We start from the raw sequence: 15,945 nt of genomic DNA, 5'->3' as shown, positions 1-15,945 counted from the left end.
CACGATCAGCCGGCGTGCGGTGCCGTCGTCGTGTCGTGCTTGTCGTCGTAGAGGATCTTCACCGCTTCCGTGACATTCTGGAGAACCGCCACATCGTGCCAGCCACCATTGGCGTTGACGCTGACCACGGTGTCGGCACCCGATACCGTTGTCTTGACGCTGGCCAGCGCTTCCGCCTCGCTTGCCTCGTGGCCGAGCAGGCTGTCGAGGAGCTTCGAGACGTCGAGCGTATCGCCCTCGCTCGCCTTGAAGTCGGTGATGACATCGGCGAGCTTGACATCAGCAAGCGCATCGGTGTCGAGGACGAAGGTGTCGGCCCCTGCCCCGCCCGAGATCGTATACATGCCGCCGTTGCCCGATAGGGTGTCGTCGCCGTCGCTACCGATCAGCGAGTAGGCGCTGCCGTTCTCGCTGCCGCCGAGCGTCGTATCGAAGGCAACCTCGACGAAGTGGCCGGTCGAGCCGTCCGTCAGAGTGTAGCTGCCGTCGGCGAGGATCGACTGGCCGTTGATCTCCGAGTTCGAGACGTTGGCATCGAGCGAGATGCTGCTGATCGAATGATCCGCCAGGCTCGACAGTTCGCCGCTGTCGGTAATGCCGTTGTGGTTCAGGTCCTGCCAGACGGTGAGCTTCGAGAAGGCCTCATCGGCCGCATCGATCTTGCCGTCATGGTTGCTGTCGAGTGTCGAAAGCGCTGCCAGACCATCGACATAGGTTCCACCGGCAAAGTGCGGCGAGAATATCTCGCTGCCGTTGTCGATCTTGCCGTTGCCATCCACATCGTACGCCAGGATGCCATCCGTACCTGCCGTCCAGGCGATCTGATCCTTGTGACCGTCGGCATTGATGTCGAACTGGACGCCCTGGTCGAGCTGGGTCAGTGCGATGCCGTTGTGGTCGAGGTCGAGGATGATCGGGTCGATGGCATTGGAAGTCGCCGAACCCATGCTCGCATAGATGTTGGTAAGGGTGACGCCGGTGAGCTCAACCAGCGAACCGCCAGCACCTGCGCCGGTCTGCTGATACACGTAGGTGTGGCCCATTCCGGTGAAGGCAAGGGTTGCGCCCGCATCGCCGATATCACTCGCCATGAGATATTGGACGACGGCGGCCAAGCCCGAAGTCGTCGCCACCGACAAGGTTTGAGTGAAGTTGTCGGCGCCATAGAAAGTGGTCATTCCAGTAGTGGTATTGACACTGTGGGACTCGACGGTGTCGTAGCCGATTGTCAGCGCAGAGTCTGAACCGTTCACAGAACCAAGGGCCTTAACCGGAGCCAAAGAGAAGTCCAGCTTGTCGGCAGTGCCACCGGCTCCCCAATCCGTGATCTTGTCGTAACCGCTGATGGTGCCGTTTTCATTGTTTACCCAGGAGAAGAAGCCAGTCCCCGGTGCGGTTTCGGGCGTGGAATCGCCTGCCACGATCACGAACGTATCGCGACCTGCTCCGCCTGTCAGTATGTCGCCATCCGCACCTCCGGTGATCTTGTCGTCACCAGAACCGCCGGTAATCGTATCGACGCCGGATGTGCCGGTGATGGTAAAGCCTTCGGACTGATGCGACAGGTTCAGGGTACCCGAGCTTGCCATCACCACATTCTCGACACGGGCAAGTTGGGCGTCATTGCTGTCGGTGAAGCCACCGGCAATCTTCAGCGCATCGCCGCTGCCGCCGCCGAGGTCGATCGAGCTGAAGCCGGAGAGCGTATTGCTGACCGTAACAGTATCGTTGCCGGTCGAACCGACCAGCTTGGCGGTTTCAACGCCGGCAAGCGCGGCAGCACCCGAGAGATCGCTGGTCCCGGCAACATTGACCGTCAGCGTATCGTTGCCACCCTTGAGGTCGATGCTGCCAAAGGCCGCATACTGCTGGGCACTGATGGTCAGGTTGTCGTCGCCGGCCGATCCGGTGATCTTCAGCGTTTCGACGCTCGTGATCGTCGGTGCGGAGGCAGAGAGATCCGTCGTAGCGCTCAGGCTTACGGTCAGCGAGTCGCTGCCATTGCCGAGATTGATGGCCGAGAAGCCGAGGAACTGCGAAGCCGACATCGTGACGGTGTCACCGTTCGAACTGCCGGTCAGCGTTTCGACATTGCTGATCGTGCCAGTCGTGAAGTCGACAGTCTGTTGGCCCGTCAGCGAGATCGTGTCGGTGCCCGATCCGCCATCGATCGATTCACCGGCGACCCAATCGCCACTGGCCAGCTCGAACTTATCGTTGCCCGCGCCGCCAGACATCGTATCCGCACCGCCGTTGCCGTCGAGCGTGTCGTCGCCGTCGCCGCCAAACAGCCAGTCCGCGCCGGAGCCGCCCGTCAGGGTATCTTTTCCGCCGAAGCCGTAGATGGCCGTCGGAGTGTCGGATGCCTTCAGCGAACTGCCGTTGTTGTCGTTGTTGCTACCGAGGATAACATTGACGACGCCACCGGGCGCAGCTCCATCGCTGACTGTCAGCGTGCCGCTGACAACACTGGCCTGTGCCGTCGGCGTCAGGGTGTTGTCGCCGACATGGAGGCCGGGGTTGCTGCCGAATGCGGTGGCGAACGGCGAAGCAAGCGTGAAGCTGGAGCTGTCCGGATCCGTAAGCGTGAAGTTGATGCCGCTTTCAGTGATGACCAGGTTCGAGACCACCGGAGCGTCATTGACCGCGCTAATCGAGATCGACACCGTGTCGGTATCGGTCTTGGCACCGCCGGCGCCATTGTGGCCGCCGTCGTCTGTCGTCATCGTCAGCGTGTCGGCGCCGTTGTAGTTCAGCTCGCCCTTGTAGGAGACGTTGCTGCCGGCGAGCGACGCATTGATCTGGGCGATGGTGCCGCTGAGCGTCACGGTACCAGTGCCGCTGCCGGTGATCGACGCGCCGCCAGAGACGCCGCCGAGCGTCAACGTGCCATGCAGGACCGAAAGCGTCGTCGTGACGATCGAGGAGCCGGCATCGACGTCGGTCACCGACAGGCCGGTGATCGCCTTGGCCAGATCCTCTGTCGCAGCGACCGTCGCAACCGGAACGGTATTGACCGGAGCATCGTTGACCGGCGTCACCGTGATCGAGACGGTATCGGTGTCGATCTTGACGCCGCCCGTGCCCGTATTGCCGCCATCGCTGGTCGTCATCGTCAGCGTGTCGGAACCGCTGTAGTTCAGATCGCCCTTGTAGGAGACGTTGTTGCCGGCAAGCGTCGCATTGATCTGATCAAGCGTGCCGCTCAGCGTTACCGTGCCGGTTCCGCTACCGATGGCGGATGCACCGCCAAGTGCGGCAAGCGTCAGCGTGCCATGCGTTACCGAGAGCGTCGTCGTCAGCGTCGAGGAGCCGGCGTCGACATCGGAGACGGAAAGGCCGGTGATCGCAGTGCTGGTCTCTTCCGCCGCGGTAACCGCGGAAGCGGGGACCGTGTTGACCGGCGCATCGTTGACACCCGTCACATGGACGATCGTCGTCGCGACGTTCGAGCTCAGGCCATCGTTGACGACAACCTGGAAGGTACGGTCGGCGCCGTTCGGGTTTTCCGAGCTGTTGGCAAAGCGGACGGCTTCGATGGCGGCTTCGTAAGCAGCCTTGGTCGCCGAACCGGTGAAGGTCACGGTGTCGCCGCTGATGTTGTAGGTGATACCGCCGATCGTGCCGGTGCTGGTCGACTGGCCGGCGATCGAAAGGACGTCGCCTGTCTGGCCGTTGGTCAGCTTGACAGTGGCCGAGCTCATGTTCGCATCGGCATCGGCAATCGCGGCGTTGCTGACAACCGCGACGGCCGAGCCGCCTTCGACGAAGGTCGGCGTCGTTGTGTATTCGATCTTGACGTTGTCGATGAAGACCTTGTCGCCATCATCGATGTCGTCATTCGCGTAGAAGCGGATCGTGGTCGAGGACGAGATGTAGGACGAGAGGTTGACGCTTACGGTCGTGTAGCCCGCATCATTGCCCTCGCCCTTGACGGTAGCTATTTCCACCCAGTTGCCGTCGCTGTCCTTCACCTGCACATGGATGGCGTCGCCGTACTCCATGCTGTCCCGCTTGTAGTCGAAGGTCAGCGTTGCCTGGGTAGCGCCTGTTAGGTCAACCGTGCGCTGGACGAAATCGCCGAAGGTGTCGATTTCTGCATCCGTATCAGTGAGAATGAGAGCTCCGTTACTTACCCGGACATCGCCGGTGGTCGCAGCATTGCCGCCGCCTTCACCGTATTCGATCCAGTCCGTCTTCCAGTTCGCGGTACCATCGTTGCCGTTGTAGGCATTCTGGTTGAACTGATCGAGGACATAGGCGCTGTTCGACAAAGTCAGGACGGGCGCAACGTTCTCCTGGAGATCCTTCACCGTGACGTTGATCGTCTGGGTGTCAAACTTGTCGCCGTCGGATACGCGAACGACGACGTTGTAGACGTTGTTGCTGCCGTTATCGAGCGGATGCTCGAAATCCGGCGCATCCTTGAAGCTCAGAACACCAGTGGCGCTGTCGATCTTGAACAGGCTCTGGTCGTCGCCGCCGACGATCGAATAGACGAGGTTGGCCGCCGCGGTATCGACGTCGGTCGCCGTAACGGTCGTCACAGCCGTCGCGTTTTCGTCGATCGAGACAACCGCCGTATCGCCACCACCGTTAGAGGTGATGACGGGTGCGTCGTTGACCGGCGTGATATTGATTGTTGCCGTCGCCGACGTGCTGTCTGCCAGTCCGTTGTTGTCCACGGCCGCGTAGTGGAAGCTCGCCGCACCGCTGTAGTTTGCATCGGGACGGAAATAGACCGTCGAGCCGCTCACAGTGTCGCCGGCATGAAGTTCGGTCGTCAGATCGGCATCGCTGTAGAGTTTGCCGTTCGCCGGAAGGTCGGTGATTTTATAGGACGCCACAGAGCCGTCGACGTCGCCACCCGACAGAGCCACCGAGATCGAAGCCGCATCCTCGTTTCCATTGCCGGAAGCCGCGTTGGTCTCAGGCGCGTCATTGGTGCCGAGAATGTCGACCGTCACCGTCGTCGTCGTGCCGTCGGCGGACGTCACCGTCACGCTGTCGGTGTAGTGCTGGCCGTCGACGAACTCGTTGTGCGCCGTGTTGGCCACGTAGGTCCAGGCGCCGACCGCGGTGATCGTGAACTTGCCGTAGCCGTTCGAGCCGGCAACGCCCGTCTGCGCCACGAAGGTCGCCGGGCTGTCGATATCGCTGATCGACAGCTGACCGGACGTGCTCAGCGCCGCGTCGGTTTCCGTCAGGTTAACGTTGACCGGCGTCAGGACCGCCGGATCGTTGATCGAGGCCACCGTGATTGTCGCCGTCGCCGGGCTGGCGTCCGCAAGGCCGTTGTTGTCGACCGCCGCATACTGGAAGGTCACCGTGCCGTTGTAGTTCGCATTCGGCACGAAGTAGACCGTCGAACCGCTCACCGTGTCACCGGCGGCAATCGCATGCGTCAGGCCGGCGTCGCTGTAAAGCTTGCCGTTCGCAGGCAGGTCCGTGATCTTGTAGGATACGACCGAGCCGTCGATGTCGCTGCCCGACAGGGCCACCGAGATCGAGGACGCATCCTCGTTTCCACTGCCGGATGCCGCGTTCGTCTCGGGTGCATCGTTGATCGGCGTCACATGAATCGTGATGTGCGAGGTGTCGGAAAGCGGACCGCCGCTGCCGTCGTGGCCGCCGTCGTTGAAGGTGATCGTAGCGACGCGATCGGCGCCGGTCGGGTTTTCGGACGTCGACCTATATGCGAGCGCCTTGAGGATCGCCTCGACTTCGCTCGGATTGGCGTTGCTGTTCAGCGTGATCGTCAACGAGGTCGAACCATAGCCGGATACTGTTCCGACGCTGTCGTTGCCGACCTTGATGACGTTGTTCGAGATGGTGACACCGTTTGCGTTGACCAGCGACAGCTGGTCGCCGGCGACAGCCGTTTCTCCGAGCGAGACCGTGATCGTGCCGCCACCGAAATTCGAAGGCTGATCCGGATCAGTCAGCTTCGCGCCGGACATCAGCTGCATCGCGGCCGTGTTCTCGGTGAAGGTGATCGCCGCAGAGTCCGGGGTCAGAACCGGCGCTTCGTTGACGTCGGTGACGGTGACAGTGAGCGTCTGGACGTCATAGCCGCCGTGTCCGTCCGAAACCTGGACATCGACGACATACTTGTTGTTGTGATTGCCGTCCTGCGGGTTTTCATAGTCCGGCGTGGTCTTGAAGGACAGCACTCCGGTCTTCGGGTCGATCACGAATTTGTTGTAGTCCGTGCCCCACGTCTGCTTGATCGAATAGACTGGCGCGCCACCATCACGATCGTCCGAAGTCACCTTCGTTACAGCCGTCTGGTTCTCGCTGACCGAGATATTCGCCGAAGAGCCGCCGTCATTCGAGGTAATGACCGGATCGTCATTGCATGGATCGACATGGATGGTGATCGTCGAGGCGTCCGACAGGGACGGGCCGCTGCCGTCGTTGCCGCCATCGTTGAAGGTGATGGTGGCGGTGCGATCAGCCGAGGTCGGATCGTCGGAGGTCGAGGTGAAGGACAGGCTGCGAAGCACCGTCTCGACGTCAGCACGGTCCGCATGGTCGTTCAGCGAGATCGTCAGCGAGGTGCTGCCGATGCCGTTGATGGTGCCGACCGTCTGCCAGCCGCTCAAATGCCAAACCTGCACGTTTGAGCCGGACAGGCGGACAAAGCCGTCATTTGCCAGAATGAGCTTGTCGCCCGCAACCGCGCCGCCGAGCTCGACCTTGATGGAGCCGCCATCGAAGTTCGACGGGAAGTCGGGATCGCTGAGCGTGGCGTTGAAGAGCAGGCGGACGCCGCTGTCGTTTTCCTCGTACGTGACGGCACGGGTTTCAGGAGACAGAACCGGCGCTTCGTTGACGTTGGTGACGCTGACCTTGATGGTCTGATAGTCGAAACCGCCCTTGCCGTCGTCAGCCTTGACCACGACTTCGTAGGTGTTGCTGTGGTCTAACCAGTTCGGGTGGTTCGGGTTCTCGTAGTCTGGCGCCGTCTTGAAGACGAGATTGCCATCGACAACAGTAAACAGGCTCTTGTCCTTACCATCGACGACCGAATAGGTCACGGTGCCGCCATCCGGGTCGGTGGAGGTGAGCGCCATCACGAACTTGGTGTTTTCAGCAACGCTGGCCGTCTCGCCGCTGGTGATAACAGGGGCGTCGTTGGTGCCGGTGATGTTGATGGTAACCGACGTCTTCGTCCCATCGTCCGAGGTGACCGTGAAGACGTCGCTGTAAACAGTGCCTTTGACGAATTCGTTATGGGCAGAGCTCGCGGTGTAATTCCAGGTGCCGTCCGCCTTGATCGTCAGGCTGCCGTATTGGCCGCTGACGGTTTCAGTCTTGAACGTCTCCGGGCTGTCGACATCGGTGATCGTCAGCTTTCCACTGGCGGTCAGGACGCTGTTTGTTTCCTCCAGATTGCGGGTGGCACTGGAGAGCACGGCGGCATCGTTGGCGCCGTTGATGGTGATGTCGATGACCTTCGTCGTTCCGTCAGCAGTAGTGACGGTGATGAGGTCATGCAGCGGCGTGCTGCTCGTATTGAGCTTCTGCACGTCTCCGTTGCTGTTGTCGAGCGTGTAGGTCCACGCGCCACCAGCGGTGATGCTGAAGTGACCGTAGGTCGTGGCAACATTCGTCTTGACGTCGAAAGCAGCGCTGTTGTCGACATCGGTCGCATGCAGCTCGCCCGCGACCGTCGGGGTTCCCGGCTGCGCATTGTTGGCACCGCCCGCTTCGGTAACCGTGTCAGCGGCCTTGCCGGTGATCACGGCTGCGTCGTTGGAACCGCGGATGGTGAAATCGACCGTCTTCGACGCCGAAGCGCCGTTCTGGTCCTTGACGGTGACGGTGACGGAGTCGGTGACGGTATCGTTGATGTTGAGCGAGTCGGACTTGCTCTGGCTGAGCACAAAGGTCATTTCGCCCGACTTGGTATTGAGCGTGACTGTGCCGTGAGCCGTCTCCATGGCGTAAGTGTTGTTGCCCTTCGGCGTCCAGCCCGCCGTGTTGTAGCTGGCCTTGTCGTCATCATCGACGTCGCCGATCGCCAGCTTGACCGTTGCGGTGGCCGTCCCAGGAACGCCCGTGCCCTGCTCCGTCAGTTCGTTGGAAACCGGACCTGCGGTGATCGTCGGCGCGTCGTTGGCGCCCTTGATCTCGATCGTCAGCGTCGTGGTCGACGTTGCGCCGTGGGCATCGGTCATCGTGTAGGTGAAGACGTCCTTGGCGATCTCGCCCTTCTTCAGCGCCTCGGTGTCAGGATCGCTGTTGTTGAGCGTATAGGTCCAGTTGCCGTCCTTATCGAGGGTGATCGAACCGTATTTTCCGACAACAGCCGTGTCCACGCCTCCGGACACCGAACCGAACTTGGCGCCCGATGCGATGCCGACGACCTGCTTGAGGTTGCCGTCGCTGTCGATATCGGTATCGTTCGACAGAACGTTGCCCGTTGCATTTGCGTGGCCGGCGAGCACGCCGTCCTCGATGACGACGCTCTTGCTGACATCAGCCCAGGCGATCGGTGCATCGTTGGTGCCGGTGATGCTGATCGTCAGCGTTGCCGACGAGGTTGCGCCCGAGGCATCCTTCATCGTGTAGGTGAAGACTTCGGTCACGACCGCATCCTGCTTCAATGCCTGCGTATCGGCATCGAAATTATTCAGGGTGTAGAGATACTTGCCGTCGGAACCGAGGACCAGGTAGCCATACTTGCCCTCAATGGCGAAACCGCCGAAGCCGGAAACTCCGTGGTGGTTTTCAGCATCGACGACGCCGATGACGGTCTTCGTGTCGCCCGCGTCAGCATCGGTATCGTTGGTCAGGACATTGCCCTGCGCAAGCCAATCGCCTGACGTGCCGACGCCGGCTTCCGTTGCCGTGTTGGTGTCAACAACGGCGACCGGCGTGTCGTTTACACCTTTGACGGCCACAGTGATCGTCTGCGATGCCGTGCCATCGGCGGAAAAGACTGTCAGCGTCTCGTTGACCGTCTGTCCCTGGCGGAGTTCCTGCGCCTTGCCATTGTCGAGGTTGTAGCTCCACTGGCCGTTTGCCGGATCGAAGGTAAATGTGCCGTAGGCGCCAGACAGGGACGCCGTAGTCGGCGTCTGGAAATGCGCCTCACCGCTGTCGATGTCGGTGACCTTGAGCGTTCCCATTGCGTGAAGCGTGCCATCTTCCTGAACGGTGCTCAGGTGGTTGCCGGCGATCGAGGCCACATCATTAGCGCCGGTTATCTGGATCTGGTAGTAGCCGGTCTTGCTGGTACCGTCGGAGTCAGTCACCGTGAAGGGGATGGTGACGGTGGCGATTTCGCCGGCGTTCAGCACCTCGAACGAGCCGGGCTTGATGACCAGCTTGCCGTCCTGATAGCTGTAGGATGACGGATCAAGCGTCAGGGCGATGCCCGACGCCGTGGCAACCGTTGCTGTGCCGAGCACTACCTTGCCTGCACCATCCGGGCCGTAGGTAAACTGATGACCCGCCGCAAGCTCGAATGAAATGTCCTTGGCATCTTCGCCGGCCGATTCGGTGAAAACCGGAACCTGGCTGCCATGCGTCAGGCTGACATTGGCGAGATAGGTACCATGGTTGTCGTTACCATCCCCGATCTCCTGGAAGGTGAGCGTATTCGTACCCCCGTTCGCCTTTACGGTGATGGACTCCGTCGTCATCAGCTTGGCCGGATCGTAGACGCCGAGGCTGACACCGTTCCAGAAGACTTCTAGACGCGCACTGGCCGGGACCGGCGCGCCATAGTCGAACTTGAGGGTGTAGCTATCGCCGGCATTCAGACCGGTGATGTCCTGCGAAATCGTCGTGTTGCCGGGCGAGGAACCCATGTCGACCATGGGGGCACCATTGCTGGTGGAGACGCCCTGATAACCGCTGCTGACGCGCTCGAGCTGAACAGTGCCCGTTCCTGCGACCTTCCAGCCGATGTCGGCGGTAGCCGAACCGGCCCAGCCGCCGTTGTCCCAGCCCTCGGGATGCCAGGTGGCGCTGCGGAAATCGCCGTTGGCGAGCAGGTTGACCTGCTGCGCAGTGCCAGTGATCGTCGGGCCGGCATCAGCCACGTTGACACGGATGATGCTGTTGACCGTATCGCCGTCGCTGTCCTTGAAGGACAGGGTGGCATCGACGCGAATGTTGTCCTTGATCGTCGATCCGTCGGCGAGTGCGATGTGATCGACCGTCTGGTAGAGCTGCGCGGTCACGGTCGTGCCGTTTGCGGAGAGCTCGATAACGGGATGAGTGATGTCGCCGACGTAACCGATGATCTTCGTGCCATCTGCCGACAGCGTGAAGATGACCGGCTGACCATGCGAGGTCAGCGGCGACGTGTAGGTCGCACCAGGACCGGAGAGCGTGAAATCGACATTGCCGGCCAGGCCGCCGCCGATATCGAGGTGAACCTTGCCGGTGAAGGTTGTCTTGCCGGCGCCGTCAGCACCATAGTCGATCGTGAAGCTCTTGGAACCCGTGTCCGGCGTTGCGCCGTTGATGTCACCCTCGCTGACGGTGATGTAACGGTCCGCCTGCGTCGTCGTCGGAGCGTCGTCGCGGATATCGACCTGCACCGCGTTGGTGGCGGTATCGCCGTCGCCATCGGTGACGGTAAAATCGAAGACCATGCGCAGCGAATCCGATGCACCAGCCTCATTCTTGTCGGGATGATCGATCGGGCCGGTCTGCGTAAAGGTATAGGCGCCGGTCTTGGCGTCCGTCACGTGCAGGGTGAAGATCGTGACATCACCGACCTTGCCGGTCACCGTCAGGCCGTCGACTGACGTCGTGACAACAATCTGCTTGCCGTTGGAGGTCAGCGTGTGAAACTCGATGCTCTCGCCTTCCTTCTCCCCCATTTCCATGATCGAGGTGCCAAAGCGGTAGGCGATGTTCGTCACCTCCGCACCGTCGGCACCCGGCTTGAAGACGAGCGTGCCATTGGCCGTCTGCTCGGCGAAGGCGCCAGCGTTCGTCGCCGCCTCTGTAACCGTTACCGTATTCGAGAAGGAGGCAGTCGGACCGTCGTCGCGGACGTCGATCGTCAAGGTGCCTTTATCCCAGGCGGTCTTATCGCCGTCGCCATCCGTCACCGTAAAGTCGAAGACCATGCGCAGGGTGTCGGAGGCACCGGTGTCGTTCTTGTCCGGATGGTCGATCGGGCCGGTCTGCGTGAAGGTGTAGGCGCCGGTCTTGGGGTCCGTGACGTGCAGGGTGAAGATTGTGACGTCACCGACCTTGCCGGTCACCGTCAGTCCGTCGACTGACGTCGTGACAACAATCTGGTTGCCGTTGGAGGTCAGCGCGTGGAACTCGATTTCCTCGCCCTCCTTCTCCGGCATTTCCATGACCGCGGTGTCGAAGCGGTAAGTGATGTTCGTCACTTGGGCGCCGTCGGCGCCCTGATGGAAGTCAAGATTTCCAGTCGCCGTTTGCGGAATGAACGCGCCTTGTGCCCCAGCGGCCTCTGTGACCGTAGCCCCGGTACCAGTTGCCGTCGGCACGTCGTCGTTGACATCGACCGCAAACGAGCCGTTCGCCGTATCGCCGTCGGCGTCGCTCGCGACGAAATTGAAGCTCAGGCCGAGCTGCGTGTTGCCGGTTTCGGAGTTCTGCGGATGGTCGAGCGGCTGCAGCAGCGTGAAGCTGTAGGCGCCATTTGCGGCCTTCGGATCGAGCGTGACGACGAAGACTTCGGTGCGGCCTTCGCCCTCGCCTACGAAGCCGGTGAGCGTGTGACCGTCTGCGGAGATTTCAAACTGAACGGTCTGACCATCCGACTTCAGGCCGCTAAGCTGATCCTGAACATTCGAGAAGGTCAGGTCACGATGCTCGCCCGCGTCGGCACCCCAATGAATGCCGAGGGAGACGTTCTCAACGCTTGCATTGCTGCCTTCACCGGAAAGCAGGTCCGACTCGTCGATCGTGCTCGGGCTGACTGCGTCACCGATCGACGGACCACCGTCGTTGATGTCGACCGAGGCAATGCCCGTGACCGCGTCGCCGTCCTTGTCGGTAACGGTGTAGCTGAACTGCAGGCGCAAAATGTCGTCCAGGCCCGCCTCGCCCTTATCCGGATGATCGAGCGGGGCGAATTGCGTGAAGGTGAAGGCGCCGGTTGCCGTGTTGGTAACGGTCAGCACGAAGACAGGTTGACCGTCGACGCTGCCGGTGATCGTCAGGCCATTCACCGTGATGACGACGGGCTTGCCATCGGACGTCAGATCGACGTGAGAACCGGTGTTCGTTCCTTCGTTCATGTTGAGCGAATCGACGAACTGGACGGCAGTGATCTGACCGACATTTGCGCCACCATCGAAGCCGAACGTGCCGCTCATCGACTGTGTTTCGAAGCCGCCCTCCTCGCCTTCCGTTTCCGTCAGGCTGAGGTTTGTCGTCCGGTCTGCAAAAATGGTCGGCTGGTCATCGAACAGTTCGCGGCGTTCGCCGAGGCCTGGATCGGGCTGCTGTGTGTCGGCCAGCAGTTGGGCAAGCTGCAGCGGATCGTTCGGATCCGGCTGGATCGCGTCCTGGAATTCCGCGCCTGAGCTCGGGGTGCCGGCACTTGCCGTGTAGGAGCCATCAGGACCAGCCGCGACGTTGATGTTGCTCTGTTCGAGAGCGGCGATGACCGCCTGCTGCGGCAGTTCGACTTCGCCGAGCAGGAAGGTCGGCACATGCAGAGCGCCGTTGACGATGACGATTTCCGTGCCGTCGGCCTGAACGAGCACGAGATTATTGCCCTCGACGCGGATGTCGTCGATCGCGACGTCAGCCGGAAGATGGGCGACGTTGTTCTGATCCGGGACGATTTCGGTCGGATTGGCGTTGGCAGCGACCACCTGCTGAGCCGCCGGCACGCGGTCGCTCTTGTCAGGCTGCTGGCTATTTTCGGCCTGCGCGACCTCTACGCCCTGACGAGCGGAAGCCTCAATACTTGCGTCTTCATGAATGTCCTGGCGGAAGTCGTGCGAGACGTTTTCGCTTGCAGTAGCGGAAATGCGCGGATCTTCGATAGACATAACAAAACAACCCCAATGTGAAACTAGGGTCAATCAATTACGCGGAAGAACCAAAATCAATACTTGCGGCGGCTTCAGACATAGCCGGTTATGCATCCACCCAAAAATGTTTGAGGAAGAGTTAACAGCGGAGCCCCTAGCGTGGTTTGAACTGCTAAAATTCTAATAAAATTAATGAAATACAAACGCACCTTGGGCGTTGCCAGCAGGGTATTTCCAGGCCCTCGATTCGACACGTCACGCCACCCGAGCCCGAACACAGCTTCGCCGCGAGATGGCGGCCACCGTCTCACGGCGAAGCTGAAAGGAGCATATGGGATGGGCTAGCGGCCGGGCGCCACGAGGCAGAAATATGCGCCCTGCGGATCGATCGCATTGATGACCCAGCTGCCACCGGGCACCTCCATCGGACCGAACACCACCTTGCCGCCACCGGCATTGACGCGCTCGATGGCGCTGTCGATCGCCGGCACGTTGAAGTAGTAGCCCCAATAGCAGACCGGCACGTCGGCGGGCTTTGTCATCATCCCGCCGATCTGCGTTCCATGCTCGGCAAAGATGCGATAGGCGCCCATTTCGCCCATGTCGAAATCATGATCCTTCGTCCAGCCGAAAAGCTTCGAATAGAAGGCGAAGGCTTCCTCCATGTTGCCGGCCATCAGTTCGTGCCATCCGATATGGCCAGGCTCGCCCATCTTCGGCTCCCAGCCGGTATCACCCTCCATCGGCAGCGGCGTCATGATGCAGAGGACCGCGCCGTGCGGGTCGGCGACAACGGCGAAGCGACCGACGGTCGGGATGTCTTCCGGCGCGCGACGGATCTTGCCGCCATTCGCCTCGAAGTCCTTCGCGGACCGGTCGACATCGTCGACGGCGACGTAACCCGTCCAGTTCGGCGGAATCCCCTGCCCTTCGAGTTCGGCCGGAAAGGTCATCATACCGGCGACGCCAAGCCCATTCGCCTCGAAGATGGTGTAGGGGGACGGCAGATCCTCCATCGGCATTTCCTTGGTCGTCCAGCCGACTACCGAACCATAAAACTTGGCAGCCGCCGCCGTATCCGGCGTCATCAATTCGCACCAGATGAACTTTCCATGTGTATCGGAAGCCATGATCTCTTTCCTTTTTTGACGGGTGCCGGCCTCTCATGAGTGCCGGTCGAGTTTCGCTCGCGATCACGGCTTGCGCGTATAATGCGCTTCCATGAACTGCTTCCAGCTGCCGTCCGGCTGCTTGGCCGAGGAGTTGAACGTGCGATGGTCATCATCGGTGAAGATGATCTGCTCGCGGTAGTCCTGCTCGGCGCCTGCGTTCTCGAAATCGGGGCCGCGGGTGTAGAGGTTGAGCACCTTGCCGTCCGGCGACAGATCGCCCTCGTAGACCCACATGTAGTCCATCATCGAGCCGATCCAGCTGCCGATGTATTTGCCCCGGGCGGCACTGTAGCCGAGGGTGAGGATCGTTGTGGCAGCCCCGCCGCCCGGCATTTGGCCGCTGCCTTCGCCGACAAACCAGATGCCGTGCAGCGATCGCACGATTTCGGTCCATCGCTGATCGCCGCTCATTTCCGGCGCGGCGACGTCCCACACGCCCACCAACTTTTCGAGGAAGCGATGCTCCTCCAGCACTTTCGCAGTTTCCATCATCCTTCTCCCTTGGGTGATGATTGCAAAATTCAGTGACAGGAATGCGTCTTCGGAGCGTCCTCGTATTCGTCGTGGCGTTTGACGAAATCCATTGTGCTGTCTTCGTTGCGGCCCTTCGGCGCGCGATCGAGGATCATCAAAGTGCCGACCGCCTCTTCAAGGCCCCGGGCATAGGTCGAATAGGTATGGAAGATCTCGCCATTCTCGTTCCGGTAGAAGGCGCTGAGGCCCGGAAGCTCGTCATGGGCGTTGGCGGGTTCGATCGCCTCGAAATTGTAGAAGACCGTATCCTTCGCCATATCCTCCGGGCTGAAGGACACATGGAAGTCGAAGTTGAAGCTGTTGTCGAAGGATGAGGCCCAAGGGAATTTCCAGCCCATGCGCTTCTTGTAGGCCTCAATCTTGGCGAGCGGTGCTCGCGAAACGGCGACCCAGGTGACATCGTGATTGTTGAGATGCGGCAGCGTTCCGTCGACATGGTCGGACAGGAACGAGCAACCGGGGCAGCCCGCGTCCCAATCGGGTCCAAGCATGAAGTGATAGATCAGCAGCTGGCTGCGGCCATCGAAGAGTTCGGCAAGGTTTCTCTTTCCTTCAGGGGTGTCGAAAACGTAGTTCTTTTCGATCTTGACCCAAGGCAGCGCCATGCGCTCGGCGTTGACCTTGTCCCTCAGATGCGTTGCTTCCTTCTCCTTGAGAAGCAGCGCACGGCGGGCTTCGAGCCATTCTTCACGGGAAACGACTTGGTTCTCCATCATTTACGCCCTCCTCCGGCGCGACTTAGATGTGGGCGTCCATGCTCCTTTTCCTTGACTAATTACATTGATATCAATAGAAATTGATCATGTCAAACGCGGTAGAGATTCCTTATTCAACCACACTTCTGGTACGCGACACGTGCCTGTGCCTGCATGTGCAGCGCGCGGCGCGCGCGCTGGCACGTCTCTTCGACGATGCACTTCGCCCCGTCGGGCTCACCAACGGCCAGTTCTCGCTGATGATGTCGCTGAACCGTCCCGAGCCGCCACCGATGGGACCGGTCGCGACCCTGCTTGCGATGGACCAGACGACACTGACCGCAGCGCTCAAGCCGTTGCAGCGCCGTGGGTGGGTAGATGTAACGCAGAACGCGAAAGACAAGCGCCGGCGCCTGCTAAGCCTGACGCCGACGGGAAAGGCGGTGCTTGCCGCCGCACTGCCGATCTGGGAGAGCACGCATGCAAGTCTCGGCGAAGCCCTGCCGGGCGGCGATCTGGAGAGGCTGCGGCGGGATCTGCAAGCCCTCTCCTGAA

The 15,945-nt window shown here is 60.9% G+C and carries 5 protein-coding genes; 1 reads left to right on the top strand and 4 read right to left on the bottom strand.

Annotation, left to right across the window (positions count from 1 at the left end; genetic code table 11):
* Nucleotides 1-5: 5 nt before the first annotated feature.
* The 4 genes from JNB88_RS19820 to JNB88_RS19805 form a co-directional block, all read right to left on the bottom strand.
* Nucleotides 6-13,007: a VCBS domain-containing protein gene (locus tag JNB88_RS19820; RefSeq protein ID WP_220356930.1), complete on the bottom strand. Its 13,002-nt coding sequence runs from the start codon at nt 13,005-13,007 to the stop codon at nt 6-8.
* Nucleotides 13,008-13,330: 323 nt separating this feature from the next.
* Nucleotides 13,331-14,119, bottom strand: coding sequence for a VOC family protein (locus JNB88_RS19815; protein ID WP_037135821.1), 789 nt, complete (start codon nt 14,117-14,119; stop codon nt 13,331-13,333).
* A gap of 63 nt (nt 14,120-14,182) precedes the next feature.
* A complete protein-coding gene (locus JNB88_RS19810; RefSeq protein WP_220356978.1) occupies nt 14,183-14,650 on the bottom strand; it encodes a DUF1579 domain-containing protein in 468 nt (155 codons plus the stop codon).
* 32 nt (nt 14,651-14,682) lie between these two features.
* A complete protein-coding gene (locus JNB88_RS19805; protein ID WP_220356977.1) occupies nt 14,683-15,408 on the bottom strand; it encodes a DUF899 domain-containing protein in 726 nt (241 codons plus the stop codon).
* 89 nt (nt 15,409-15,497) lie between these two features.
* Between JNB88_RS19805 and JNB88_RS19800 the strand changes: the two genes are divergently transcribed.
* Nucleotides 15,498-15,944: a MarR family winged helix-turn-helix transcriptional regulator gene (locus tag JNB88_RS19800; protein WP_220356929.1), complete on the top strand. Its 447-nt coding sequence runs from the start codon at nt 15,498-15,500 to the stop codon at nt 15,942-15,944.
* The last annotated feature ends 1 nt before the right edge of the window (nt 15,945 follow it).

Origin of the sequence: Rhizobium cauense (assembly GCF_019511525.1) — a bacterium.
Taxonomy (GTDB): Bacteria; Pseudomonadota; Alphaproteobacteria; order Rhizobiales; family Rhizobiaceae; genus Rhizobium; species Rhizobium cauense.
This window is presented reverse-complemented; position numbering and strand designations above follow the sequence as displayed.